This is a genomic window from Streptomyces sp. NPDC051109, from assembly GCF_044455885.1.
Classification (GTDB): Bacteria; Actinomycetota; Actinomycetes; order Streptomycetales; family Streptomycetaceae; genus Streptomyces.
Window position 1 is genome coordinate 228,906 of record NZ_JBITFF010000004.1, and the last position, 25,841, is coordinate 254,746.

Below are 25,841 nucleotides of genomic sequence, written 5' to 3' on the forward strand. Positions count from 1 at the left end.
GAACTCAGGGAAGCGGAGGCGGGGCCTGTGGAGGCGCAGTCGGCAGTGATGGACCGGGACGACGTCGACCGCGCCCTGGCCCGGCTCGGCGCGGAGCACGAGGCCGTCGAGACCTCGCTGCTCGCCCTCCAGGACCACGCCGGGCGCCGGCTGCTGGAAGGGGCCGGGCTGACCGGCGTCACCAAGGAGCGGTGGGCGGCGGCCGACGCCGCCATCACCCGGCTGTGGACGTACTTCGACGCCTACAGCGGGGCGCTGGACGCCGCCCGGAAGATCCGCGAGCGGCGCCGCTGGCCGGGCCGCGAGGAGCTGATCGAGCTCACCGAGCGGCTGCGCGGACCCGGGGTGCTGATCGCCGGTGCCGGTGCGGAGGGCGTCGCGCTCGCGGAACGGCTCTCGCTCGCCGAGCTGGTGTCGCGGATGAACGAGCTGTACGCGAGTTCGCTGGACGTGGTGGTGGCCGCCGACTCGGTGTGGTCGGCGCTGCCCGCCCGCATCGACCTGCTCGCGGCGGAGCTGCACCGGACGCGCTCCCTGGCCCACTCGGTGGGGGTCCGACCGGGCGAACACCCCTCGGGCGACGACCTGGAGGCGATCACCGCCGAGCTGACCGGGCTGCGGGAGCAGGTGATCGCGGACCCGCTGGCGTTCTGGCAGCCGGTGGCGGGCAGTTCCGCGCCCGGCGGCGGCCGTCCGGACACCACCCGGTACGACCGGGCCGCGGTCGCGCTGGAGGAGGTACGGCGGGAGATCGAGGCGGTCCTCGCCGTTCGGCAGGACGCCGAGCAGCGGCTGATCAGCCTGCGGGACGTGCTCTCGCGGGCGGACCGGACCCTGGCGGAGGCGCGGACGGCGCGCGGCGAGGTGCTGGCGAAGATCGCGGCGTCGGAGGTGCCCGTGGTGAGCGGGCCTCCGACGGCGCTGCAGGAGCAGCTGGCGGCGGCGGCCGAGTACCGCCGCCAGGCCCAGTGGCACCGGCTCTCGCCGCTGCTGGAATCGCTGGAAGAGCGGGCCGAGGAGGAACTGCGCCGGGCCCGCGAGTCGTTGACGGCGGTGACGGCGCCCTTGGCGGTACGGGCGGAACTGCGCGGGCGGCTGGACGCGTACAAGGCGAAGGTGGCCCGGCACGGCATGGCGGAGGACCCCCTCCTGATCGAGCGGTACGACACGGCCCGGCGGATGCTGTGGAGCGCGCCCTGCGATCTGCGGGCCGCAGAGCAGGCCGTGCTGCGCTACCAGAAGGCGGTGGCCGAGTCGCTGGCACCGCCGCAGCCGCAGTACCGGCCCGAGGGGCCGGGGAAGGAGGAGGACGCATGAGTCTGGCCGGAACCGCGTGCGTTCGCCCCGGCTGTCCGGGATCGTACGAGGACATGGGCGACGGCGAGCTGTACTGCGACACGTGCGGTCTGGCGCCGATCGGCGCCGTCGCGGCGGGCGCGGAGGAGCTGGTCTCGCCGCCGACGGGGATGACGAGCGCGGCCCGCCACCCCGACTCGCACGGGTCACAGGGGTCGCACGGCTCGGCCCGCTCCGGCCGCTCGGGGTCGACGTCGGCCTCGGCGCGCTCTTCGAGGTCCTCGCGCTCCTCGTCCTCGCGCCGCTCGGTGTCGGGGCGGCTCTCCCGCTCCCTGCCGGGCGCCGCGTCCAGCCGCTCGGTGTCGGTGCGCAGTTCGGGGTCGGCTTCCGGGCCCTCGGGGCGCAGCCGGCTGGGCGCCGGGCTCGTCAACATCCCTGAGGTGCCGCGTCCGGACCCCTCGGCGGCGGTGCTGGAGAACCCGGAGGTGCCCGAGCGCAAGCGGTTCTGCTCGCGCTCGGACTGCGGGGCTCCGGTGGGCCGCTCCCGCGGCGACCGGCCGGGCCGGACCGAGGGCTTCTGCACCAAGTGCGGGCACCCGTACTCCTTCGTGCCCAAGCTGCGCGCGGGGGAGGTCGTCCACGGCCAGTACGAGGTGGCGGGCTGCCTGGCGCACGGCGGCCTCGGCTGGGTGTACCTGGCGGTGGACCGGGCCGTGTCGGACCGGTGGGTGGTGCTCAAGGGCCTGCTGGACACCGGGGACCAGGACGCGATGGCCGCGGCGATCTCGGAGCGGCGCTTCCTCGCGGAGATCGAGCACTCCAACATCGTGCGGATCTACAACTTCGTGGAACACCTGGACCAGCGGACGGGTTCGCTGGACGGGTACATCGTCATGGAGTACGTCGGCGGCAAATCGCTCAAGGAGATAGCGAACGAGCGGCGGCGGCCCGACGGCCGGCGTGATCCGCTGCCGGTGGAGCAGGCCTGCGCGTACGGGATCGAGGCGCTGGAGGCACTCGGGCACCTGCACAGCAGAAACCTGCTGTACTGCGACTTCAAGGTCGACAACGCGATCCAGCAGCAGGACCAGCTGAAGCTGATCGACATGGGCGCGGTGCGCCGGATGGACGACGAGGAGTCGGCCATCTACGGCACGGTGGGCTACCAGGCGCCGGAGGTGGCCGAGCTCGGCCCCTCGGTCGCCTCCGACCTGTACACGGTGGCGCGGACGCTGGCCGTCCTGACCTTCGACTTCCAGGGCTACACGAACGTGTTCGTGGATTCGCTGCCCGACCCGGAGCACATCGAGGTGTTCGGGCGGTACGAGTCCTTCTACCGGCTGCTGGTCCGGGCGACGGATCCGGATCCGGGCCGGCGGTTCTCGTCCGCGCAGGAGATGGCGGACCAGCTGACGGGCGTGCTGCGGGAGGTCGTCGCGCTGCAGACGGGCCGGCCGCGGCCGCAGCTCTCCACGCTGTTCGGGCCGGAGCTGCGGGTTCCGGACACCCGGTTGTTCGCCGACGCGGCCGGGGCCGAGGTGTCCCGGCTGGGGGCGCGGGCGCTGCCGGGGCGCACGGCGGGCGGGCACCGGCCCGGGCGCCGGTCCGGGCTGTCGGCGATCCTGCCGGCTCCGTCTGCGGGTTCGGCTCCGGCGGCCGGTTCGGCTCCGGCGGCCGGTTCGGCTCCGGCGGCGGGTTCGGCTGCCGGCCCGGGCCGGGCTGCGGGTTCGGGGGCGGCCGTGGTCCCCGGGGCGGCCGCCCTCTCGGCGCCGCTCGGAACCACCGCGACGCACCGGGTCGGCCGTCCGGCCGGAGCCGTCCCGGCAGCGCGCCGGGCCCCGGAGCAGGCCGCAGGACGGCACGGGGCCCCGGCGGCGGCGCCCGTGCCCTCGCCCGGCGTGCGCGCCACCGAACTGGCCGCGCTGGAGGCCCGGGACATGGCACTGGCCCTGCCGGTGCCGCTGGTGGACTCGGGCGATCCCAACGCAGGCTTCCTGGCCGGACTGCTGGCCTCCGCACCGGGCGACCTGCTGGGCGCACTGCGCTCGGCACCCGCCGACTCGGCCGAGCTGCGGCTGCGCGAGCTGCGGGCCCGCCTGGAGCTCGGCGAGCTCGCCGCGGCCGGAACCGCCCTGGCCGATCTGGAAGGCCGGCATCCGGACGACTGGCGGGTGGTGTGGGCGCGCGGGATCGCCTCGCTGGCCACCGGCGAGGACGAGATGGCGGCCCTGTCCTTCGACGCCATCTACGACGCCTTCCCGGGCGAGCCCGCTCCGAAGCTGGCGCTGGGCCTGTGCGCCGAGATCCTGGGCCAGTTGGACAACGCCGCCGAGTACTACCGGCTGGTGTGGAGCACCGACCCGGGGTTCGTGAGCGCCGCCTTCGGGCTGGCCCGCGTCCAACTCGCCGCGGGCGACCGGACGGGGGCGGTGGACACGCTGGAGTCGGTGCCCGAGGCATCGATCCACTACACCGCCGCACGGGTGGCGGCGGTACGGGCACGCCTGCGCGACCGGTCTCCCGAGGAGGCTCTGCTTCCGGATCTGACGGCGGCTGCCGCGCAGGTGGAGGCCCTGGAGCGGTTCGGCCTGGACGCGGTGCGGCACGAACGGCTGTCAACCGAGGTTCTGGGCTCGGCCCTGGACTGGGTACTGTCGGGTAGCCGGGGTTCCGACCCCGGTCGGACCTCGCTGCTCGGCAGTCAACTGGACGAGCGGGGCCTGCGCTTCGGCCTGGAGCGCTCGTACCGCGTGCTCGCGCGGCTGGCGCAGCGGGGCGAGGACAGGATCGAACTGGTGGAGCGGGCAAACCGTTTCCGTCCCCGGACGTGGGTGTGAGTGATGTCGATGCATCGGCCGTCTGGCTGCCCCAGCTGTGCGGAGCCCCTTGAGGAGGGTGACCGTTTCTGCGGCGTCTGCGGCGCTCCCGTGTCCGCCGCGCCCCCTTCCCCGTCCCGGGACGATCCGACGCTCCCGATCCCCACGCTCCCGGCTGCGCCGAGCGGTCCTACGGGGGGCTATGCCCTCGCGGAGCCGGCGCCCGGGTGGGGCAGTGTCGCCGCCGGTGCGGCGCCGACGCTGGCCGGGGACACCGCAGGGTGGTCCGCCCAGGCGGAGCCGGCCACCGCCGGGCCCGCCGCCGAGCCGGCGGCACGACCCGGGCCGGCTCCGGAGCCGGCGCCCGCACCGGCGCCTCCCCCCGCCCCCGCCGCGGCTCCCGTACCGCCGCAGGGCTCTTCGTACGGCGCGCCCGACCCGGCGTACGGCAGCGCGCCCGATCCGGTGCCGGGCGGCGGCGAGATCCGCCACGACCGGCCCGGCAGCACCCCCACCCCGCCCGAGGGGACCCCCTGGAGCGCACCCGAAGCCCCGTACGGCGGGGTCGGCCCCGGCCACGGGGACCCGTACGCCTCCGGCACGCCGCAGGGGAGCGCTCCCGCGGGCGGCGACGGCGGGAAGACCTGCGTGGCCTGCCGGGCCGGGCGGGTGGACACCGACGGGTACTGCGAGCACTGCGGGCACGCCCAGCCCCGCGAACGGGACCACCTGGAGGAGGAGCTCGGCAGCGTGGCCGCCGTCAGCGACCGGGGGCTGCGCCACCACCGCAACGAGGACTCGTTCGCGGTCGCGGCCACGGCCCTGCCCGACGGCTCGGCCGCCACCGTGGCCATCGTCTGCGACGGCGTCTCCTCCGCCAGCCGCCCCGACGAGGCGTCGGCCGCCGCGGCCGGCGCCGCCAACGAGGCCCTGCTCGACGCCCTCCCCCGCGGGGCCCACCCCCAGGAGGCCATGCACGACGCCATCCTGGCCGCGGCCGCCGCCGTGAACGCCCTGGCCCCGGAGGTCCCGGGCGCCCAGAACGCCCCCGCCTGCACCCTGGTCGGCGCCGTCGTCAGCGGTGAGCTGCTGACCGTGGGCTGGGTCGGCGACAGCCGCGCGTACTGGGTCCCGGACGACCGGGAGGCGCTGCCGCGCCGCCTCACCGAGGACGACTCGTGGGCCGCCCAGATGGTCGCGGCCGGGCTGATGGGCGAGGCCGAGGCCTACGCCGATGTCCGCGCCCACGCCATCACGGGCTGGCTCGGGGCCGACGCGTACGACCTGGAGCCGCACACCGCCACGTTCAAGCCGGACCACGCGGGCGTGGTGGTCGTCTGCACCGACGGCCTGTGGAACTACGCCGAGTCCGCGCAGGACATGGCCCAGGTGCTGCCCGCGGACGCCGCCGCCCGGCCCCTGCACAGCGCGCAGGTCCTGGTGGGGCACGCCCTCGACGGGGGCGGCCACGACAACGTCACGGTGGCCGTCGTCCCGTTCGCCGCACCGGCCGGGCCGGGAGCGGCGACCGCAGCGGCAGCGGTTGCGCGCGCGGAATCGGAAACGGAAGGGCAAGTGGAACCGGAAGCACGCCGTCAGGCCTGATCCACCCGCCCGTACCCCCGTCTTCTCCTAGGAGTCCAGTCGATGGCGAACTTCGCCAAGCCGAGCGCCCCGCGCTTCAGCGTGGAGGTGTACCAGAACGAGTTCCTCCCCGAGGGCGGGCGGGACGTCCACGCCATCGTCACGGTCACGTCCACCGGCGGCGCCACCGCCACCCGCGCGGCAGCCGCCCGGGGCTCGGCCGCCGTCGTGATCATGGTGGACTGCTCGGGATCCATGGAGTACCCGCCGGACAAGATGCGCGGGGCCCGCGAGGCCACCGCCGCCGCGATCGACACCCTGCGCGACGGGACCGCGTTCGCCGTCGTCGCCGGCACGCACGTGGCCAAGGAGGTCTACCCCGGCCAGGGCCGTCTCGCCGTCGCCGACCCGGCCACCCGCGCCCAGGCCAAGGAGGCCCTGCGCGGCCTGAGCGCCGGCGGCGGCACCGCCATCGGTACCTGGCTGCGCCTCGCCGACGGCCTGCTGCGCCAGTCCTCCGCCGCCATCCGGCACGGCATCCTGCTCACCGACGGCCGCAACGAGCACGAGGACCCGGCCGTGCTCCGCGCCACCCTGGAGGCGTGCGCGGGCCGCTTCACCTGCGACGCCCGCGGGGTGGGGACCGACTGGGAGGTCAAGGAGGTCACCGGCATCGCGAGCGCGCTGCTCGGATCGGCCGACATCGTGGCCGATCCGGCGCACCTCACCGAGGACTTCACGCTCATGATGGAGAACGTCATGGGCAAGGAGGTCGCGGACGTCGCACTGCGCCTGTGGACCCCGGTCGGCGTGGAGATCCAGTACGTCAAGCAGGTCGCGCCCACCGTCCAAGACCTCAGCGACCGCCGCACCGAGGCGGGCCCGCGCGCCGGCGACTACCCGACCGGGTCCTGGGGCGACGAGTCCCGCGAGTACCACGTGTGCGTCCGGGTCCCGGCCGCCTCCGTCGGGCAGGAGATGCTGGCCGCCCGGGCCACGCTCCTGCTCCCCGGAGCGCCGGGCGAGCCGCCGGCCACGCTCGCGCAGGGACTCGTACGGGCGGTGTGGACGGACGATCTGGCCGCTTCCACCGCCATCAATCCGCAGGTCGCCCACTACACGGGGCAGGCGGAGCTCGCGCAGGCTATCCAACAGGGGCTCGAAGCGCGCAAACTGGGCGATGTCGACGGCGCCACGGCCAAGCTCGGCCGTGCCGTGCAACTGGCCAGTGCCTCCGGAAACGCGGACACGGCCAAACTGCTCGCGAAGGTGGTGGATGTCGTCGATGCGGCGGCGGGTACTGTGCGGCTGAAGGCGAAGGTCGCGGATGCCGACGAGATGACCCTCGAAACGCGTTCGATCCAGACCGTCCGTGTGAAGAAGTCCTGAGACCATCTGAGAGACCTGAGAAGACCTGACGCGATGACGCAGGCTGAAGGGGGAAGAGCCGCCATGCCGACCTGCCCGAACGGGCACCAGTCCGCCTCCGACGACTGGTGCGAGGTCTGCGGCCACCGCATGGCTGCCGCCGCGGGCGCGCCCGCGGCGCCCTCCTACGGCTACGGCTACCCTCCCACCGCCGGTGAGCCGACCGCCCAGGCGGAGCTCTGCCCCCAGTGCCGGACCCCGCGCGAGGCCATGGCCCCGTTCTGCGAGGAGTGCCGGTACAACTTCCTGACGCGCTCGGCGACCTCGTACACGCCGCTCACGCCGCCGGGCACGGACGCGGGGGCCGCGGGCGGGAACGGCTCCGGGGCCACCCCGCCGCCTCCGCCGCCGCCACCCGCTCCGCAGGTGCCCGCCTCGCCGCCGTTCTCCCAGGACCACTTCGACTACCAGGGCTCCCGGCCGTCCCGGGTCAACCGGCCGGCCGAGCCCCTGCAGCGCGAGGACGACTGGCTGCTGCCTCCGCCGTCGTCGCCGCCGCACGAGCAGCACCGGTCGCCGGCACATCAGCAGCCGCAGTACCCGCAGCAGCCCCCGCCGCCCCTCCGGGAGTACCAGCAGCCGGAGTACCAGCAGCAGCCGCACGAGTACCAGCAGGCGCCCCAGGCCCAGCAGCAGCAACACCAGCAGCCCCAGCAGCCGTTCCCGCCCCAGAACACCGGCGCGTGGAGCGCGACGATCGGTCCCGACCGCTCGTACTTCATGGCGATGATGCAGCGCAGCGGCCCCGAGGCGGCCGGGCTCAACCTGCCCGCGTACTCCCCGGAGCAGCATCTTCCGCTCTCCGGCGGCCAGATCACCATCGGCCGCCGCCGCGCCTCCACGGGCGAGTCCCCGGACATCGACCTGTCGGTGCCCCCGGAGGACCCGGGCGTCTCCCACCAGCACGCGGTGCTCGTCCAGCAGCCCGACCTCAGCTGGGCGGTCGTGGACCAGAACTCCACCAACGGCACCACCATCAACGGCGGCGAGGAACCGATCCAGCCCTACGTCCCGGTGCCCCTCACCGACGGCGACCGGGTCCACGTGGGCGCCTGGACCACGATCACGATCCGCCGGGGCTGACGGCCGGGGGCAACTCCCCCATCACTCCCCCAGAGGCCATACGTACGGGCCCTGGGGGTCGTCGAGCCAGGACCACTGCCCCTCGGCGCTGACCGTCACCCCGAACCGCTCGCGGCCCGGCCGGCCCTCGCCGCGCCACAGGTCCAGGGCCTCGCGCGGGTGCAGCGCACCCGCGGTCAGAACGAGCATGAACTGGAACCGCTCGTTCTCCACCAGCTCGTACGGGAGCCCGTTCGGCATCCCGGGCGCGGTCGGCGAGGCCGTGGCCCCGCGCAGCGGGACGAAGTACGCCGAGGTGTGCAGGAAGCGGCCCTCCGCGAAGTCGGCGTCCCGGACCGTCAGCGCGATCAGCCCGGTCGACAGCGGGGCCAGGATCCGTGCCCCGGGCCGGCACTGGCCGAGCCAGGCGTGCGGGATCAGCGGCAGCGTGCAGGTCACCAGGATCCGGTCGAAGGGGGCGCGGGAGGGGCAGCCGCGCGCCCCGTCCCCGGTGACCACGGTCGGCCGGAGGCCGAGCAGGGCCAGGTGCGCCCGGGCGGACTCGGTGATCTCCTCGTCCAGGTCGATGGTGGTGACGTGCTCCTCGCCGAGCCGGTGGCTGAGCAGGGCGGCGGTGTAGCCGGTGCCGGTGCCGATCTCCAGCACGTCGTCCCCGTCCCGGACGTCCAGCGACGCCAGCATCTTCGCCATCAGGGACGGCTGGCTGCTGGAGGAGACCAGCTGGCCGTCGCGCAGCCGGGTGGCGAGCGGGGCGTCCGTGTAGACCCCGCGCAGCCAGCGGGCCCGGTGGGCCGGGTCCGGGTCCTCGCCCCAGAGCCGCTCGTGGCCGGCCCCGCGGCCGGTGAAGAAGTACGGGACGAAGAGGTGCCGGGGCACCGCTGCGAAGGCCGCCCGCCAGGCGGGATCCTCCAGCACCCCGGCGGCGGTCAGCTCCCGCACCTGCGCGGCGTGGGCGGCGCCCCGCAGGTCCCGCGCCTCGGTGTGCGCGTGCGGGGAACGTGCGGGACGTGCGGAGTGAGCGGCGTGTGCACCCATGGCTCCACTCTCCTGCGACCGGGCCCGGGAGGCGAACGGGGGTCCTAAGACCTCCGTCCTCCGTCCGGGCGTCTGAGACGATGGTCGGGTGAATGAGATTCCGCGGGGCACGGTTCAGGAGCAGACGTTTTACGAGCAGGTGGGCGGCGAGGAGACGTTCCGCCGTCTGGTGCGGCGCTTCTACCAGGGGGTCGCGGAGGACCCGCTGCTGCGCCCCATGTACCCGGAGGAGGACCTCGGCCCGGCCGAGGAGCGGTTCGCCCTGTTCCTGATGCAGTACTGGGGCGGCCCGAACACGTACAGCGAGAACCGCGGCCACCCGCGCCTGCGGATGCGGCACGCCCCGTTCCAGGTGGACGCGGCGGCGCACGACGCGTGGCTGGGGCACATGCGCGTGGCGGTCGACGAGCTGGGCCTGGCGCCGGAGCTGGAGGCGCAGCTGTGGCGGTACCTGACGTACGCCGCCGCCTCGATGATCAACACCGCGGGGTAGCCGGTACGCGTTCCGCTCCGCGGAATCCCGGCCGGAGGGGCGGACCCGGGGTGGGCCCGGACTAGACCGGCCGGACCTGGAGGGCGCCCAGGCCCCCGACGCCGCCGGGGCGGCGCATCGCGATCGAGCCGTACGGGGTGCGCAGCCGGAGCCAGCCGCCGGAGGCGAGCAGGACCACCGGGTCGGGAACGGCGCCCGGGGCGCCGCCGCCGCTCGCCACCGCCGACCGGACCGGCCGCAGGAAGCCCAGGGACTGCGCGGCGTGCACGGCGCGCAGCGGGAGCTCGGTGTCGCCCAGCGTCCGGGACCAGATCTCGCGGCCGATGCGGTCCCGCTCGGACCGGGTCCGGTGCTGCGGGGGCAGGGCCCCGTCACGGGCCCGGAACTCGGCGACGGAGGCGCTCACGGCGGCCCGTATCGCCTCGGGGCCGGGCAGCCCGGGCAGCTGCCGCCAGCCACCGCGGGGCGGGAGCACCCCGGTCCACGGCGGGCCGGTGACCGGCGCGGGGACGGCGGCGCTCGCGGCGGCCTCGTCCACGGATTCCAGCAGCTCGCCGGCGGACACCGTCACGTCCAGCGGGCGGGAGACGGGTACGGCGAGGCGTACCGTGCGGACGGCCAGCACCTCGAAGGAGGCCGGCCGTCCGAAAACGGCGAGCGCGCCGCCGCCCGCCTGCGCCTGCAGGCGGACCGCGGCGGCGCGGTCGTAGTGCACCAGCCGGCCCAGGAAGGCGGCGAGGTCCGCAGCCTCCCCGGAGTCGGCGAAGCGCAACTGCTCGTTCATGCCGCCAGGCGCCCTTCGGCGGCCTTGGCCTTGCCGGCCGGCTGGGCCGGCTCGTCGAGGTACTCCTGGAGGAAGCGCCTCTCCTCCGCCGTGATGCGGCGGGGCCGCCCCTCGGCGAGGTTGTACGGCACGACCACCGTCTCGGCGCGCACGTACACCGTCTCGGGTGCGTCCTCGGTCGCCTCGTCCTTGACCTCGTAGCGAATGGTCAGGGACGCAGCGCCTATCCGGGTCACCCAGGACTCGATGAGGACGGGCTCGTGACGGTGGACGAGGGGCAGCTTGTAGTCGATCTCGTGGCGGGCCACGACGGAGCCGCCCGTGAAGGACTCACTGCCCTCCCCCGGCGCGAGGCGGAACATGAAGTCGATCCGCGCCTCCTCCAGGTAGCGGAGGAAGACGACGTTGTTGACGTGCCCGAAGGCATCCATGTCCGCCCAGCGCAGGGGGCACCGGTAGTGGTGTCTGGCCATGATGTCGGCCTCAGCCTCGCGTGAGCTTCTTGTAGGTGGCACGGTGCGGACGGGCCGCGTCCGGGCCGAGACGCTCGATCTTGTTCTTCTCGTACGACTCGAAGTTGCCCTCGAACCAGTACCACTTGGAGTCGCCCTCGTACGCCAGGATGTGCGTGGCGACCCGGTCGAGGAACCAGCGGTCGTGGGAGATGACCACGGCCGCACCGGGGAACTCCAGCAGCGCGTTCTCGAGCGAGGACAGGGTCTCGACGTCGAGGTCGTTGGTGGGCTCGTCGAGGAGGAGCAGGTTGCCGCCCTCCTTGAGGGTCAGCGCCAGGTTGAGGCGGTTGCGCTCACCACCGGACAGGACGCCGGCCGGCTTCTGCTGGTCCGGGCCCTTGAAGCCGAAGGCGCTGACGTACGCGCGGGACGGCATCTCGACCTGGCCGACGTTGATGTAGTCCAGCTCGTCCGACACGACCGCCCAGAGGGTCTTCTTGGGGTCGATGTTGGCGCGGCTCTGGTCGACGTAACTGATCTTGACGGTCTCGCCGATCTTGACGGAGCCGGAGTCCGGCGCCTCCAGACCCTGGATCATCTTGAAGAGCGTGGTCTTGCCGGCGCCGTTCGGGCCGATGATGCCCACGATGCCGTTGCGCGGCAGCGTGAAGGACAGGTCGTCGACCAGGACCTTGTCGCCGAACGCCTTGGAGAGGTTGTTGACCTCGACCACGATCGAGCCCAGACGCGGGCCCGGCGGGATCTGGATCTCCTCGAAGTCCAGCTTCCGCATCTTGTCCGCCTCGGCCGCCATCTCCTCGTAGCGGGCGAGACGGGCCTTGGACTTGGTCTGGCGGCCCTTGGCGTTGGAGCGGACCCACTCCAGCTCTTCCTTGAGGCGCTTCTGGCGCTTCTCGTCCTTGCGGCCCTCGACCTTGAGGCGGGTGGCCTTCTTCTCCAGGTACGTGGAGTAGTTGCCCTCGTACGGGTGGGCGCGGCCGCGGTCGAGCTCGAGGATCCACTCGGCGACGTTGTTCAGGAAGTAGCGGTCGTGGGTGACGGCCACGACGGCACCCTTGTACTGCGAAAGGTGCTGCTCCAGCCAGTTCACCGACTCGGCGTCGAGGTGGTTGGTGGGCTCGTCGAGGAGGAGCAGGTCCGGGGCCTCGATCAGCAGCTTGCAGAGCGCCACGCGGCGCTTCTCGCCACCGGAGAGGTTGGTGACGGGCCAGTCGCCGGGGGGGCAGCCGAGGGCGTCCATGGCCTGCTCCAGCTGGGCGTCGAGGTCCCAGGCGTTGGAGTGGTCCAGGTCGTCCTGGAGCTTGCCCATCTCGTCCATGAGGGCGTCGGTGTACTCGACGCCCATCAGCTCGGCGACCTCGTTGAAGCGCTTGAGCTTCGCCATGGTCTCGGCGGCGCCGTCCTGGACGTTCTCCAGGACGGTCTTCGACTCGTCGAGCTTGGGCTCCTGCATGAGGATGCCGACGGTGAAGCCGGGCGAGAGGAAGGCATCGCCGTTGGACGGCTGCTCAAGGCCCGCCATGATCTTCAGAACGGTGGACTTACCGGCACCGTTCGGGCCGACCACACCGATCTTCGCGCCGGGCAGGAAGTTCAGGGTGACGTCATCAAGAATCACCTTGTCGCCGTGCGCCTTGCGCGTCTTGCGCATGGTGTAGATGAACTCAGCCAAGAGAAACCGTCCGGCAGATCGATGGGTGGGCAGATACACCCCATCTTGCCGTACGTCCATACCCGCGGGCGAATGGGTAGGTCAGGGCCCCTGAGCTGGGGCACGGCCGGAGGCAGGCCCCACCCTCCGGTCACCGCCTGTCGCCACTGGTGGACGCCTGCGGCCCTGTGACGGCCCACGGGCGGCCCTGGGAGAGGGACCATGAGGATCCGGCCTCGGAGCGCTTACCGGCGAAAGGGATGGCGTCATGCCCAAGCAGCAGAGCTTCACCACCTGGTTGCAGACCCACAGCAAGGACCGCACCGCCATCGGTGACCTGGCACGGGACGTCTCCGCCGACCCGGGCTGGCCATCGGGCAAGGGGCTTTCCGGGCAGCGTGCGTACCTGGAAGACCTGGGAGCCATCCCCGCGGCCATCGACACCCTGGAACGCGCCTGGGAGGCGTACACCGCGCACCGGGCCGCCGAGGACACCCGCGCCTGAGAAGGTGCTCGGCGCCGTGCGAGCCGACCGGCGCGGGTCGGCATGCCCCCGGCCAGGACGCCCTCCGGCGGCGTGAGCGCGTCAGCGGAGCGCGTCAGCGGAGGCGGAGGGCGCCCGGGGCCTGGTTCTCGATGATCTCCGTGAGGATGCAGAACAGAGTCGGGCCCCGGCCGCCGCGCGCCTGCGCGAGCTCCTCGGCGACCCGGGCCCGGTTCGTCGGATGGCAGCGCGCCAGCACCCCCTCCAGGTGGCGGGCGGTCTCCGGGTGGCCCAGGGCCCGGCGGGACGACTCGTGGTCGCGCCAATCGATCGCGAAGCCGTCGTCGTCAGGGGTCCCGAAGCCGCCCCGGAGGCAGTCCGCGAAGCTGTCCAGGTTCCGGCCGAAGTAGCCCCCGGGGCCGTTGACGGCTTCGCCCATCAGCATCCAGAACTCGTCCAGCGTCCCGATCCGGCCGCCGTCCAGCACGTAGGTCGTCACACTGCCCGAGCCTAGGGGGTGTCCGCACAGTCGTGCCGGGCGCCCGAAGGGTGCCACCCGCGGCGTCTGGCGCCGTGCATCGCCACGCGGATGGGCGCCCGTGCACGTGACCGTACTCGGGCGCTCCGACCACGCGGCGAGGCGCGGCACCGGACGCCGCGGGCCAGGCGGGACTTCGCGGACACCCCCCGGCCAGGGGGTGTCTTGTCGATCAGGCCGGATCAGGGAGCGGCGGCGGGCGCCGTGGATCGCAAGGCGGACGAGGGAGGCGACGCGGTGGCGGCACCTCCCAGCGGTAGCTGGGGCACGTCGGCGACCGAGGAGACGCCGCAGGACAACGCGGCGAGGCACGGCGCCCGCCGCCGCGAGCCCCGCATGATCGCCGAGACGCGTGGGGGCGCTGGGTCAGTGGGGGCGGTAGACCGTCAGGGCGTCCGGGAGGGTGTCGAGGACGAGGGCGGGCGGGGCGGGGGTGTATTCGCCGTCGTACGCGAGCGGGGTGTCCGGCGGGATGTCCCCGATGCGGAGACTGCGCAGACGGGTGGCCGTGTGGATGGGGGAACGGCTCAGCGGACCGGTGAGCGCGGCGGCGAGCAGGCGCGAGCCGGGGCGGCCGCCGCCGTGGACGAGACGGACGTCGAGCAGGCCCTCGCCGAGGCCGTCGCGGCGGCGCGGGGTCGGCCCGGTGCCGTGGTAGGTGCCGTTGCCGGCGAAGAGGAGCCAGACGCTCCGGGGTCGTCCGGCCAGCCGGAGCCGTACGGGGCGCTCCGCGCGCAGGACCTTCCACGCGGCCAGCAGCGCGGCCGGGCCCCCGCCGATCCGCGGCGCCCAGTGCAGGCGGTGCCGCAGCAGCTCGGGGTAGGCGCCGATGCTGAAGGTGTTCAGGAAGTACCCGGAGCGGCCGTCCTCGGGGTCCGGGCCGGGGGTGAAGCGGCCCGCGCTGACCCGGACCGCGCTGCCGGCGGCGACGGCGCGGCAGGTGTCCTCGACTCCGCCGAGGCCGAGGTCCAGCGCGAAGTGGTTGAGCGTGCCGCCGGGGAACACGGCCAGCGGCACTCCCGCCCGCAGCGCGGCGGTGGCGGCGGCGTTGACCGTGCCGTCGCCGCCGCACACTCCGAGCACGGTGGACCGGGCGGCCGCCTCCGCCAGCTGCGCGGCCAGCTCCGGGCCATCGCACTCGACGACCTCGGCCTTGGGCAGCCGGGCGCGCAGAACGTCGAGCCCCGCAACGGCGGCCGTCCCGGACCCGGTGTTGACCACGACGGTGAGCCCGGAGCCGTCCGGCAGCGCGGGCGCCTCGGTGTCCTTCCGCTCGTCGCCGGGAACGAGCCGCGCTTCCTCCACTCCGCGTGCGAGGCGGCGTACGACGAGACCCGCGGCCACGCCCAGCGCCGCCCCGGCGGCCACGTCGGACGGGTAGTGGACGCCCGTGTACACGCGGGAGAACGCCACCGACACCGCCACCGGGGCGAGCACCGCACCCCAGCCCGGCGCGCCGAGCGCCAGACCGGTGGTGAACGCGAACGCGGACGCCGAGTGGCCGGACGGGAACGAGGTGGTCGTCGGCTGCGTCACGAGCCGCCGCACCTCGGGCACCCCTTCCAGCAGCGGCCGGGGCCGGCGTACGGACCACTTGCCGATGGTGTTCACGGTCGCCGAGGCCAGCGCCAGCGAGGCGGCCCCGCTCAGCGCCGCCTTGCGGGCCCGGGTCGAGCCGAGGACCGCGATCGCCGCGGCGGCCCCGCCCCACAGCACCCCGTGGTTGGCGGCGCGCCCCAGCCTCGGTAGCACCCGATCGGCCGCCGGCCAGTGCCGGCGGGCCACCCCGTCGAAAAGCACCCGGTCCCACCGTGCGGCGGCGCCCCGCCAGGTCAACTCCTGATCAGCCATTTCCCACGTTTACCCACACCTCCGCTCCGGAATCGCACCGACCGCCGAGCGGGCGTATGGCCGACATGCCGGGGCCCGTGGGCCCCGGCACCGAGGGGATGCCGGCGTGCCCGAGGGGATGCGGACGCCCCTACGCCTCGTCCTCCTCGTCGAGCGGGCGCTTGCGGAGGAGGAGGACCACCAGCCCGCCCAGGACCACGAGGCCCACCGCCAGCGAGGCGATGACCGGGGTCGCGGCCGAGCTGCCGCTGGTGGCCAGCCGCTCGTCGTCAGGGCTGGACTCCGACGAAGCGGCGGCAGCAGCCGCGGCGGCGGCAGCCGCGGCCTGCGTCACGGCCGGCCCGTCGCCCGTGGTGCCGGTTTCCGCGACGACCACCGGCTGCGGCCAGACCGCTTTCGCCGTGGCCGCCAGGGCGGAGTCGCTGGACCCGGCCACGATCTGGGTCTGGCTCGGCACCTCACTGGTGAAGACCCGACCGACCGGCACCTTCGTGGAGCCCTGGACGGTGACCGACGCAGAGCCGTCCGGGGTGCCGGCGGGCACCTCGAAGTACAGCCGGCTCCCGTTCGCCGCGGTGGTGACCGGACGCCCCTCGGCGTCCACCACCCGCACCCCCATCGCCGCAGCCGCCGCGTCCGGGGTGACCGTCACGCTCTGCGCCCCCGTCCGGACCGTGACCGGCCCGAGGCGGGTGCCCACCGGCCCCGACACGCTCCCCGGGTCCAGCCCCAGCGAGGCCGGCGGCTCCGGCAGCTTGCCCGCCGAGCGCTGGAGGTAGTCGGCCAGCTTCTGCGCCGCCGGGTCGGCGGCCTCCACCTGCGCCCCGTCCGCCAGCCGCCAGATCGCGACCTGCGTCCCGGCCGCCGCGCTCTCCGCGGTCAGGGCCCCGGCCCCGGCCGCCTTCGCCAGTCCGGCGAGATCGTTCAGCTGCGGATACGAGTGCTCCAGGACCCAGCGGATCCGGCCCGCCTCCCCGTTCCCGGCGAGCGGACTGCCGCTCCAGCCGCTCTCCGCGTACCGGGCCTGCGGCTGGGCGTTGCCCGCCACGCCGACCCCGTAGGTCTGGAGCATCCCGCCGCCGTCGACCCGCATCTCGTACAGCCCGGCCGGAATCTGCCGGACCGAGCCGTCCTTGGCGTGCAGGACCGCCTGTCCGTACGTCTTCAGCCCGTCCAGCACGGCGCGCGCGCCCTCCGGTGTCCGGGGCGCCGGTGTCCCGGAGTCGGCGGCCGCCCGCGCGCCCGGGGCTGCGGCCAATGCCGCGGCCAGCAGCGCCGCCGCCAACGGCCGCCGCGTAGAGGCCCGTACAGGCGCCACCCCCGCCACAGGCGCGGCAGGAGTAGCCGCAGCGGCAGGCGGTGCGCAAGCGACGGAAGGAGTGGCAGAAGGAGCGGCGGAAGGACCAAGCGAAGAAGGAACGGGATCAGGAGCGGAATCAGGAGCGGAGGATGCGGGAACGGCAATCGACACAGTCTTCCCCTTCGGGCCAATGACCCAGGTGCCCGTGAGTACCGGGGAATCCTAACCGCCTCGAACACTCAGACCACCGCCGCCTTCTGAGTGGCCATCAGTGGGGGGTCCGCCTTGACCACCCGGCGGAACGCCGCCGTCCCCCGGTTCAGGTCGTGCCCGATGGCCGTCGCGTCGATATCCGCGGAGAACCACCGGTTGCCCTCCCCGTCGGGCGGATCGTCCCGCACCCGCAGCCGCCCGTGCACCACCAGCGGCTCTCCCACCGCGACGGAACCGGCCAGGTTCACCGCGAGCGCGCGCCGCGCCCACACCGTGTAGAAGCTGGTGGGTCCGTCCGCCCACACGTCCTTGCGCCGGTCGAAGTACCGCGGCGTCACGGCGAACCGGAACCGCGCCGACGGCCCGGTCGCCGTCTCCTTGTAGTCGATCTGCGTGGCCACGTAGCCGACCAGCGTCACCAGGGTGTCGTTCATCCCGGCGGCCCTCCCCCACATCCGGACCCGCACGGACCATCCGCACGAGGTACGACCCATGCTGGCGCGACCCCCCGAATCCCGCTCCGGCCTGTGGACTACTCGCGGGTTGTGGACAACCTCGTCCCCCCTGCGGCGACGGTCGCGTACTGCTCGCGCACCTCCCGGTAGCGCAGCAGCTCCGCCGCCACCGGCTCCAGCACCCGGGCCCGCCCGCAGCCGGCCGCCGCCTGCCGCAGCCGCCGCTCCGCGTCCTGCCCGTACCGCCTCGCCGGGCCCCGGGCCGCGATCGAGCAGGCCCACTCCACCAGCGGCCCGCCGACGATGCCCGCCACCATCAGCAGCACCGGCGGCATCAGGCGCGGCTCCAGGACCCCGACGATCTGCCCCACCAGCCACAGCCCGCCGTAGATCTGAAGCAGCGTCATCGCCGCCTGCGCCAGCACCGCCGCCGGCCACCACGCCGGCCGCGGCGGCCTGGCGCTCGGCACCGCGACCGCCGACCCCAGCGTCACCGCGATCTCGTCCAGCGCCTCCGGGAGCTGTTCGGCTCCGCGCACCGCGGTCTCCCGTACCGCCTGCGCCCAGGCGTCGGGCAGCCCGTCGGCCGCCGCGTCGGCGACCGCCCGTACGGCCTGCTCCACCCGCTGGCGCGCGGTCACCTCCTCCTCGGCCGGCGCCTGCGCACCCACCTGGCCCCGGCCACCGCCGATCACCGCCAGGGCGGCCAGCCCGGCCAGCGTGCGCGGGGCGCGCCGGCTCTCGTACCACCGCCACAGCCGCAGCCACGGCGTGCCGCAGGCCTTCCCGGCATTGCGCCGCCAGGCCCGCTCGGCGGCGAGCCCGGCCGCGTACGCCCCGACCGCCTCCGCGAGCCGGTCCTCGAACTCGGCGCGCGCCGCTTCCCCGATCTCCGGCGATGGATGGCCGTCGGCCACGTACAGCGGGCGCAGGCGCCCGGCGGCCCGGTCGACATCGGCGGAGATCCTGCGGGTCGCGGCGCCCTTCTCCTGGGTGAACTGTGCGAGCAGGTCGCGGAGTTCCCCGACGCCCTCGCCGGTCAGCGCGGACAGCCCGAGGACGGTGGCCCCGGGTTCGCCGTGCTCGCCGAGGGCGATTCCGTCGTCGTCGAGCAGCCGCCGCAGGTCGTCCAGTACGAGGTCGGCCGACTCGCCGGGCAGCCGGTCCACCTGGTTCAGCACGACGAAGGTCACCTCGGCGTGCCCGGCCAGCGGCCGCAGGTACCGCTCGTGCAGGACGGCGTCGGCGTACTTCTCCGGGTCGACCACCCACACGACCGCGTCGACCAGGGCGAGTACCCGGTCCACGTGGTCGCGGTGGGCGCCGACCGCGGAGTCCAGGTCCGGCAGGTCCACCAGGACCATGCCGCGCAGCGCTCCGGCCTCGGAGGTCTCGCGGGGCCGGCGGCGCAGCCGGCCCGGGATCTCCAGGCGGTCGAGCAGCCCGGCCGCGCCGTCGGACCAGCTGCACGCGATGGGCGCGGCGGTCGTCGGCCTGCGCAGCCCCGTCTCCGAAATCTGCACTCCGGCGAGTGAATTGAAGAGCGTGGACTTGCCGCTTCCGGTGGCTCCGGCGATCGCGACGACCGTGTGCTGCGCCGACAGCCCGCGCCGGGCGGCCGCCTCGTCGAGCACCCGGCCGGCCTCGGCGAGGGTCTTGCCGTCGAGCCGGGTCCGCGAGAGCCCGACCAGCTGGCGCAGCGCTTCGAGGCGGGTGCGCAGGGCCTGTCCTTCGGGGCTGAGCGGCGGCGAGGGCGCCTTGCCCCCGTCGTTTCCGGCTCCGGAGACGGCGCGGATGAGCGCGTCGTCACTCCCGTCACCCCCGTCGTCCCCGTCCCCGCGGTCCCGCGCGTCGACGTCGATGCCCGCGCCCGCGCCCGGGCGGCGCGAACGTGCGATGAATCCGTCGTCCCAGCGGTCCTCGGTGCGGTCGCGGTCGGTCAAAGCGGTCACCGCGTCACCTCTCCTTCTGCAGTAGGGACAGCGCGGCGATCAGCTCGGCCTGCGGTTCCGGCGTCACTTCGAGCCCCTCCAGCGGGGCCAGCCGGCGGTCCCGTTCGGCGCGCAGCACCTGCTCCAGGTGTTCGGCGACCAGTTCGCCGCCGCGGTCGCGCAGTCGAACGGCGGCCTGTACGCCGATCCGCTCGGCGAGCTTCTCCCCGGCGGGCCGGGCCCGCTTGCCGCCGAGGAGGGCCGCGACGAGGAGGGCGGCGATCCCGTCGGGGTCGGGCGCGGGCTGCTTGTCGAGCCGGGCGACCTCTTCTTCGGCGAGTTCCTCCAGTACGCGCCGCCAGCGCCGTACGGCCATGCCGATACGTTCCGCCGCCTCCCGGTCGGGCGCGGGCAACTGCACCGCCCCGGCAGCCGGCTCGCGCCGCCATGCCTGGGCGATCCGTTCGTCGGCCGCGGCCACGGCGCACTGGAGCAGCGCGGCGAGCGACTCGGCGAGCGAGTCGAGCAGTTCGTCGGTGCTCGTGTCGAGGGGGTAGCCGCGCCACCGCGTCAGCGCGTCCCCGGCCAGTACGGCGCCCTGGTCGAGCCGGTTGCGGACCCGCTTGCCCTCCCTCCTGTACGCGTCCTCGACGGCCGAGGTCAGCCGTACGGCGGCGGCGTGCTGGGCGGCGACGGCGGAAGCCAGCTCGGGCATGCGGCGCCCGAGGGAGTCCAGCGCGCCGAGCGCGGTCCGCCCCACCGCGTACTGGCGGGCGGCGGGGTCCTGCGCGTGGTGGGCGAGCCAGGCGAAGAGCGGGGCGACGGCGCTGGCGGGCAGCAGCCCGCCCCCGCCGGCCGATTCGGGCAGCTCGGGCACCGTGAAGCGCGGCACGTCGCCCAGCCCGGCCCGCGTGAGCAGGGCCCCGTACTGGCGCGAGACCTCGGCGAGCACCTGGTGCGGGACCCGGTCGAGGACGATGCAAAGGGTGGCCTTGTACTGCTTGGCGGTGCGCAGCAGGTGCCAGGGGACGGCGTCGGCGTACCGCGAGGCGGTCGTGACCATGACCCAGACGTCGGCGGCGCAGATGAGCTGCGCGGCGAGCGTCCGGTTCTCGACCACGAGGGAGTCGATGTCGGGGGCGTCGAGGATGGCGAGCCCGCGCGGGAGGCCGGATACGGTCTCGATGCGCAGTTCGCGGGTGGCGGCGGAGTGCCCGGATCCGCGGGGGGAGCCGCGGTGGGGTCCGGGGAGGGGGTCGTCCTCGCCGGGCGGGGCCCAGACCCGCATGAGGTCGGGGAGCACCCGCATGCCGGCGAACCAGTGATGGTCATCCGGATGGCAGACGAGTACGGGGATGCGGGTGGTGGGTCGCAGGACGCCGGCCTCACTCACTTGGCGTCCTACGAGGGAGTTGACGAGAGTGGACTTACCGGCCCCGGTGGACCCGCCGACGACGGCGAGCAGCGGCGCCTCGGGCGCCTTCAGCCGGGGTACGAGGTAGTCGTCGAGCTGCGCGAGCAGCTCGGCTCTGGTCTGGCGGGCGCGCGGGGCACCGGGCAGGGGCAGCGGCAGACGCACGGACGCGACCCGGTCGCGCAGGGCGGACAGGGCATCGAGCAGCTGAGGCCGAACATCCAAGGTCACCACATGCGAAGAATGCCCAATTTAAGGCCATTTTTGAAGCTTATACGCCCTCTGCGCGCCGATCGCGAGTCCAGTACGACCTTTCGGGCACACCGGACGAGTGGGACTCAGGCATAACGAGTGCACAACACCAGGGGCGCCGCGGCGCAAAAGCGGTGCGAGAATCGCACCTGCCTGCGATTATCGGGACCGCTTCACCGAACCTCCACATCGTGGCACGCGGGTGAAGCAACCGGGACAAGGCGGCCGGAGCCCTATCCTTGACCCGGTCCGGACGGCAGTCCCACCCCTACCTCGGGGCTCCAGGCCACCACGGCCACCTTCCGGCCCCCGTAGCTCAGTGGATAGAGCAGGTGCCTTCTAAGCACTTGGCCGCAGGTTCGAGTCCTGCCGGGGGCACTCTCCACGCCTCACCCCAAGCCCTCCCTCCGGGGAGGGCTTCCGTGCAGGTCAGGGGCACTTTAGCGCGGGCGCCGCAGCGGAGGCGTAAGCCCCTGCACCGGCCCTGGCGGCGAGGCCGGCAGTCCGGCTGGGCCCGGCTTCGGACGGCTCTTGACGGGTACTCTTCCCGAAAACCTCCCGAAGATCCGCCGCGACCGGTCCGCGGACGGGGGGCACGCCGGGCAGTTCCTGCGGACCCTCGATGCGCTTCTGGAGATCGGCCAGTTGGCCAGTCACACATCGGGCGTAAGTAGCGAGGAGGACAGGGACGCTGTTGCCGGCCCGTGCGGCCACCTGGGCCCGCGGGACTCCGTTGTTCAGCCAGGAGACGGCGCGAAGTACCGGGTGCGGCCGCCCCGGAGACCGTCCCCTCGGCGAGCCACAGCGCGGGCCTTCCTGCGTCACAGACCGGTCACAGGGCCCACGCAGTCACCCGAACCCCGCCAACATGGCGCGATGCGCACACACCGCACCATCACCCTCCTGGCTGCCGCGAGCGCCCTCGCCCTCACCGCGTGCGACCCGCAAGTCGCCGACAGCGGGAAGCCCGCAACGACCGGCACCCCGAATACCACCACCCCGGCGGCGTCCGGCCCCGCCCCCTCCGCCAAGACGGCTACCCTGCCCGACCTCGTCGGCAAGGGCCTCCAGACGGCCCAGGACGAAGCTCAGCGGGCCGGCTTCTTCATCCTCACGTCGCACGACGCCCTCGGCCGCGAGCGGCTCCAGGCCCTCGACCGGAACTGGAAGGTGTGCAGCCAGACCCCAGGGCCGGGCGCGGGCCTCGACACCAAGACCACCGTGGACTTCGGCGCGGTCAAGCTCGAAGAAGTCTGCCCCGCCACGGACGCGCCCGCCCCGAAGCCTGCGGGCGACGTCATGCCGAACTTCGTCGGCCAGGGCATGAAGGCCGTCCGCTCCGCGCTTCCCGGCAATGCGAGCATCACCGTGAAGGACGCGGTGCAGAGCCGCATGGTCCTCCAGGAGTCGAACTGGAAGGTCTGCACACAGGACCCGAAGGCCGGCGCCGCGCTCACCGGCCAGCCGTTGACCTTCACCGTCGCCAAGACCGGAGAATCCTGCCCCTAGCCCTCTGCACCGCCGTCATGGCTCCTACACGCGCTGTCCGTAGCCACTGACAACGCGAGTGATATGCCCCTGACCTGCACGAACGGCTGCCACCCGCGACTGGGGTCCCGCACCCTCGGAAATCTTCGGAAGGGGACGAGACCGGCCACGGCCCCGGTGCGCCCTGGTGTGGGACGGGGCGGGTGCGGGAGGGTGGAGGGGTGACGGGCGGATCTGTTGAGCGGGCGCGGTCGTTCGGGTCGGCGGCCGGGCGGTACGGGGAATACCGGCCCTCGTACCCCGACGCGCTGCCGGATGCCTTGGAGGAGCTCTCCGGGGTGGCGCTGGACGGGGCCCGGGTGGCCGATGTGGGGGCGGGGACCGGGATCGCCACCGGGTTGCTGCACGCCCGCGGGGCGCGGGTCGTGGGGGTCGAGCCGGCGGCCGGGATGGCCGCGGAGTTCCGGCGGCGTCACCCGCGCGTTCCGCTCGTACGGGGTGAAGGGGATCGGCTGCCCTTCGCTTCGGGCTCCCTCGACCTGCTCGCGTACGCCCAGTCCTGGCACTGGACGGATCCGGCCCGGTCCGGGCCGGAAGCCCTGCGCGTGCTGCGCCCCGGCGGGGCGCTGGCCGTCTGGTCGAACGACCCCGACGTCGGCGTCGAGTGGATCGCCGGCCAGCAGGCGCGGATCGAGAAGAGGTTCGGTCCCGGTTGGTACGTCAATGAACATCCCCGGTCACAGAGCGGCTTGGAGTTCACCACCCGGCTGTTGCGCTGGTCCCGCCGGATCACGATCGACGCCCATCTCGCCAAGTTGGCGACGCACTCCCTCTTCCTCATCGGGCTGCCCGGGACCGACGAGTTCCTGGACGGGGAGAGGGAGCGGCTGCGCGCGCTGTTCCCCGGCGGGAGCGTCCACGAGCACTACCTCGTCGACCTGCGGGTCGCCCGGGTGGCGGCTCAGCCGAAGCGGTCCTGGACGTAGTCCGGTGCGCGGCGGTCCGTCCGGGTGGAGAACGCCGCCTCCGCCGGGCCGTGTTCGGCCGATGTGGCCCGGGGTGCCCCTGCTGCGCGGGGAAGGAGCTAGCGGCGCCGCCGCGGGAGTCGCGGTCCCGCCCGAGGGGGGTCGGGCGGGACCGGAGGCCAGGGGGCGACCGGGTCGGTCACGGGTGGGCTCAGGGGGTGGGCACGTCCTGCGGGGAGACGCCGAAGGCCTTGACGGCCTGGTAGTAGGTCCACGCCGTGCTGTCGCAGGAGCCCTTCTTCACACCCGAGTACGCCGAGCAGACCCGCTTGAGGTCGGCGTAGAGGGAGTCGTCCAGTCTTGCCTTGTTGGCCGAAAACGCACCTGCGGCCTTGTAGTTGCGGTAGCCGAAGTCGTGGCGGGCGCAGGACGTCTGGAAGGGGAATCCGAAGGGGTTGTCGGGCGAGGAGGAGCAGTAGTCGGTCGACCAGTCGAACCCGTACGCCCCCCACTTGGCCTGGTTGCCGCGCGCGGCTACCCAGGCGTTGTAGCTGGTGGCACTGGTCTGCGTCCAACTGCCCAGGATTTGCGGCTTGTCGGCTGGAACGGCCGACGCGGGGGTGGCGGCGACGAGCACACCGGCCGCGGCCGCCGATGCGAGGAGGGGAGCGAGACGACGGCGCATGACAGTCCTCCAGGACGGGGTGGGGGCCGCCCGGAGGTACCCCCGGTACGGCGTCGGGTCCCACCCTCGGGGCACGTCCTATCGGCGCCGCTTAACGCCGCTATAACGGCGCTCGCCGGGTACGGGTGTCGGGTGAGGGGCGGACAAGGAAGGCGGCGCCGGGGCCGGTTGCCGCAGGGTGCAGCTCTCAGGTAGCACGCGGTATCAGACTTCCGGCAGAGAAGCGGTTCGTCCTACGGAGGGACGCGCGAGGGGGCTGGAACCGCCGAGACTGGATCACATGAACCGCCGTCCCCTCGTCATCGCCGCCGCCACCGTGGGAGTCGTCGCCACCGCCGCCCTGGCGCTGCCCAACCTCCCGCCCAACCCGCTGACCGACTCCATCAACGACCGGGTCTTCGAGGAGAAGAGCAAGCACTACGAGACCGCCGCCGACGCGCCCATCCGCGGCAACTCGGCTTTCACGCTGCCGTCCTGGGTGCCCAAGGACGCCACCGACATACGCATACGGGTGCGCACCACCGGGGAGGCGAGGCTGATCCGCTTCACGCTCGGCGCGACTCCGCTGGACGGCCCGCAGTGCACGGCGGGCACGGCGAAGGACCTGGGCGGGCGGCAGCTGAACGCCAAGTGGTGGCCGAACGGCACCCGGGCCGAGGAGCGGCCCGAATGCCGGGACGTCCACCAGTACCAGGTGGCGGTGCGCGGCAAGCGCGTCTACGCCTGGACCGACGGCACCCCGTCACCGGGCGCTCAGCCGCAGGGCGGCCCCCCGGCCACGGCAGGCGGCCGCGGCTAGGAGGTCCGGCGGATCATGGCCGGGCACCCCCTGGCGCGGGATCGGCGCTCGTCTACGCTCGTCCGGTGAGTACGTACGTGAACCGACTCGGCGAGGACGTCCCGCGGATCGGCGCGCCCCCGACGGGGACGGCCGTGGAGGTGTGGTCCCTGGACACCACGCTCGACGTGGTCGGCGGCCACCGGATCGACGACGCGCTGTCACTCCTGGACGCAGGCGAACGGGAGCGGGTAGGGCGGCTGCTGCGGGCCGCGGACCGGCAGCGGTACCTCGCCTCCCACGTGGGGCTGCGGGTGCTGCTCGGCGGCTTCCTCGGGCTGGCCCCGCAGGACGTCGTCATGGTCCGGGAGGACTGCCCGTGCTGCGACGGCCCGCACGGGCGGCCCGCGGTGGCGGGGGGCGCGGTGCAGTTCTCGCTCTCGCACAGCGAGGACCTGGCGTACCTCGCGTTCGCGGCGGTGCCGGTCGGCGTGGACGTGGAGGCGCTCCCGAGCGCGGCGGCGGTGAAGGACGTGCTGAACGCCCTGCATCCGGCGGAGACGGCGGAGCTCTCCGCGCTGCCCGCGGAGGAACGGCCGGAGGCGCTGGCCCGCCTGTGGGCGCGCAAGGAGGCCTACTTCAAGGGCACGGGCACCGGCCTGGCCCTGGGCCTGGCCGAGCCGTACGTCGGGTCGGGCCCCGCCCCGTCCCAGGTCCCCGGCTGGCACCTCGCCGATCTCCCGGCCCCCTCGGCGTACGCGGCGGCCCTGGCGCTGCGCACCTGACGCGGCCACCCCGGCGCGGCTCGCCACGCCGGGGCGAAAATCAAGGTCGCCGCTCG

General features: G+C 74.0%; 22 protein-coding genes and 1 tRNA gene. 12 read left to right on the forward strand and 11 right to left on the reverse strand.

The window, feature by feature from the left end:
- Positions 1-48 precede the first annotated feature (48 nt).
- The 5 genes from ACIBAD_RS09830 (at position 49) to ACIBAD_RS09850 (ending at position 8,207) form a co-directional block, all read left to right on the forward strand.
- On the forward strand, positions 49-1,317 hold the full coding sequence (locus ACIBAD_RS09830; protein ID WP_398905924.1) for a hypothetical protein: 1,269 nt from the start codon (positions 49-51) through the stop codon (positions 1,315-1,317).
- Complete coding sequence (locus ACIBAD_RS09835) at positions 1,314-4,133, forward strand: tetratricopeptide repeat protein (protein WP_398905635.1); 2,820 nt, start codon at positions 1,314-1,316, stop codon at positions 4,131-4,133. Before ACIBAD_RS09830 ends, ACIBAD_RS09835 begins: the two co-directional genes overlap by 4 nt.
- A 3-nt stretch (positions 4,134-4,136) precedes the next feature.
- Positions 4,137-5,717: a protein phosphatase 2C domain-containing protein gene (locus ACIBAD_RS09840; RefSeq protein ID WP_398905637.1), complete on the forward strand. Its 1,581-nt coding sequence runs from the start codon at positions 4,137-4,139 to the stop codon at positions 5,715-5,717.
- A gap of 42 nt (positions 5,718-5,759) precedes the next feature.
- Positions 5,760-7,085, forward strand: coding sequence for a VWA domain-containing protein (locus tag ACIBAD_RS09845; protein ID WP_134075523.1), 1,326 nt, complete (start codon positions 5,760-5,762; stop codon positions 7,083-7,085).
- A gap of 63 nt (positions 7,086-7,148) precedes the next feature.
- Complete coding sequence (locus ACIBAD_RS09850) at positions 7,149-8,207, forward strand: FHA domain-containing protein (protein ID WP_398905640.1); 1,059 nt, start codon at positions 7,149-7,151, stop codon at positions 8,205-8,207.
- Between the two features lie 21 nt (positions 8,208-8,228).
- On the opposite strand, the gene ACIBAD_RS09855 is transcribed toward ACIBAD_RS09850, so the two are convergent.
- Positions 8,229-9,242, reverse strand: a complete 1,014-nt coding sequence (locus ACIBAD_RS09855) for a methyltransferase domain-containing protein (protein ID WP_398905642.1) — start codon at positions 9,240-9,242, stop codon at positions 8,229-8,231.
- Between the two features lie 88 nt (positions 9,243-9,330).
- Here ACIBAD_RS09855 and ACIBAD_RS09860 point away from each other — a divergent pair, with 88 nt between their 5' ends.
- Positions 9,331-9,735, forward strand: coding sequence for a globin (locus ACIBAD_RS09860; protein WP_134075526.1), 405 nt, complete (start codon positions 9,331-9,333; stop codon positions 9,733-9,735).
- Positions 9,736-9,796: 61 nt separating this feature from the next.
- Here the strand turns inward: ACIBAD_RS09860 and ACIBAD_RS09865 are convergent, their stop codons facing one another.
- From ACIBAD_RS09865 to ettA, 3 genes are read right to left on the reverse strand one after another with little or no spacing between them, the layout of a single operon-like run.
- Positions 9,797-10,519 carry a hypothetical protein gene (locus ACIBAD_RS09865; RefSeq protein WP_134075527.1) on the reverse strand — a complete coding sequence of 241 codons (723 nt, stop codon included), beginning with the start codon at positions 10,517-10,519 and terminating at the stop codon, positions 9,797-9,799.
- Positions 10,516-10,992 (reverse strand): thioesterase family protein, encoded by a 477-nt coding sequence (locus ACIBAD_RS09870; protein WP_134075528.1) that lies wholly within the window; start codon positions 10,990-10,992, stop codon positions 10,516-10,518. Before ACIBAD_RS09870 ends, ACIBAD_RS09865 begins: the two co-directional genes overlap by 4 nt.
- Positions 10,993-11,002: 10 nt before the next feature.
- Positions 11,003-12,667: an energy-dependent translational throttle protein EttA gene (ettA, locus tag ACIBAD_RS09875; protein WP_134075529.1), complete on the reverse strand. Its 1,665-nt coding sequence runs from the start codon at positions 12,665-12,667 to the stop codon at positions 11,003-11,005.
- Between the two features lie 247 nt (positions 12,668-12,914).
- Between ettA and ACIBAD_RS09880 the strand changes: the two genes are divergently transcribed.
- On the forward strand, positions 12,915-13,151 hold the full coding sequence (locus ACIBAD_RS09880; RefSeq protein WP_134075531.1) for a YozE family protein: 237 nt from the start codon (positions 12,915-12,917) through the stop codon (positions 13,149-13,151).
- A gap of 94 nt (positions 13,152-13,245) precedes the next feature.
- On the opposite strand, the gene ACIBAD_RS09885 is transcribed toward ACIBAD_RS09880, so the two are convergent.
- The 6 genes from ACIBAD_RS09885 to ACIBAD_RS09910 all read right to left on the reverse strand — a co-directional run bounded on the left by ACIBAD_RS09885 (position 13,246) and on the right by ACIBAD_RS09910 (position 21,057).
- On the reverse strand, positions 13,246-13,629 hold the full coding sequence (locus ACIBAD_RS09885; protein WP_398905646.1) for a barstar family protein: 384 nt from the start codon (positions 13,627-13,629) through the stop codon (positions 13,246-13,248).
- 405 nt (positions 13,630-14,034) lie between these two features.
- Positions 14,035-15,519: a bifunctional phosphatase PAP2/diacylglycerol kinase family protein gene (locus ACIBAD_RS09890; RefSeq protein WP_398905648.1), complete on the reverse strand. Its 1,485-nt coding sequence runs from the start codon at positions 15,517-15,519 to the stop codon at positions 14,035-14,037.
- Between the two features lie 130 nt (positions 15,520-15,649).
- Positions 15,650-16,804, reverse strand: coding sequence for a thioester domain-containing protein (locus tag ACIBAD_RS09895; protein WP_398905650.1), 1,155 nt, complete (start codon positions 16,802-16,804; stop codon positions 15,650-15,652).
- Positions 16,805-17,058: 254 nt separating this feature from the next.
- The gene (locus ACIBAD_RS09900; RefSeq protein WP_030161538.1) at positions 17,059-17,466 is read right to left on the reverse strand and encodes a single-stranded DNA-binding protein; all 408 of its coding nucleotides are present in this window, start codon (positions 17,464-17,466) and stop codon (positions 17,059-17,061) included.
- Between the two features lie 98 nt (positions 17,467-17,564).
- Positions 17,565-19,439: a GTPase gene (locus tag ACIBAD_RS09905; RefSeq protein ID WP_398905652.1), complete on the reverse strand. Its 1,875-nt coding sequence runs from the start codon at positions 19,437-19,439 to the stop codon at positions 17,565-17,567.
- Between the two features lie 4 nt (positions 19,440-19,443).
- Positions 19,444-21,057 carry an ATP-binding protein gene (locus tag ACIBAD_RS09910; RefSeq protein ID WP_398905655.1) on the reverse strand — a complete coding sequence of 538 codons (1,614 nt, stop codon included), beginning with the start codon at positions 21,055-21,057 and terminating at the stop codon, positions 19,444-19,446.
- A gap of 332 nt (positions 21,058-21,389) precedes the next feature.
- Here ACIBAD_RS09910 and ACIBAD_RS09915 point away from each other — a divergent pair.
- From ACIBAD_RS09915 to ACIBAD_RS09925, 3 genes are all read left to right on the forward strand, one after another.
- A tRNA-Arg gene (locus ACIBAD_RS09915) sits at positions 21,390-21,462 on the forward strand.
- 498 nt (positions 21,463-21,960) lie between these two features.
- Positions 21,961-22,593, forward strand: a complete 633-nt coding sequence (locus tag ACIBAD_RS09920) for a PASTA domain-containing protein (protein ID WP_134075535.1) — start codon at positions 21,961-21,963, stop codon at positions 22,591-22,593.
- Positions 22,594-22,793: 200 nt separating this feature from the next.
- Positions 22,794-23,558 (forward strand): class I SAM-dependent methyltransferase, encoded by a 765-nt coding sequence (locus ACIBAD_RS09925; RefSeq protein WP_208329148.1) that lies wholly within the window; start codon positions 22,794-22,796, stop codon positions 23,556-23,558.
- A gap of 190 nt (positions 23,559-23,748) precedes the next feature.
- Here the strand turns inward: ACIBAD_RS09925 and ACIBAD_RS09930 are convergent, their stop codons facing one another.
- The gene (locus ACIBAD_RS09930; RefSeq protein WP_134075537.1) at positions 23,749-24,222 is read right to left on the reverse strand and encodes a phospholipase; all 474 of its coding nucleotides are present in this window, start codon (positions 24,220-24,222) and stop codon (positions 23,749-23,751) included.
- Positions 24,223-24,502: 280 nt separating this feature from the next.
- Here ACIBAD_RS09930 and ACIBAD_RS09935 point away from each other — a divergent pair, with 280 nt between their 5' ends.
- Together ACIBAD_RS09935 and ACIBAD_RS09940 are read left to right on the forward strand one after the other, a co-directional pair.
- Complete coding sequence (locus ACIBAD_RS09935) at positions 24,503-25,021, forward strand: hypothetical protein (protein ID WP_398905658.1); 519 nt, start codon at positions 24,503-24,505, stop codon at positions 25,019-25,021.
- 65 nt (positions 25,022-25,086) lie between these two features.
- A complete protein-coding gene (locus ACIBAD_RS09940; RefSeq protein WP_398905660.1) occupies positions 25,087-25,785 on the forward strand; it encodes a 4'-phosphopantetheinyl transferase family protein in 699 nt (232 codons plus the stop codon).
- Positions 25,786-25,841: the final 56 nt, after the last annotated feature.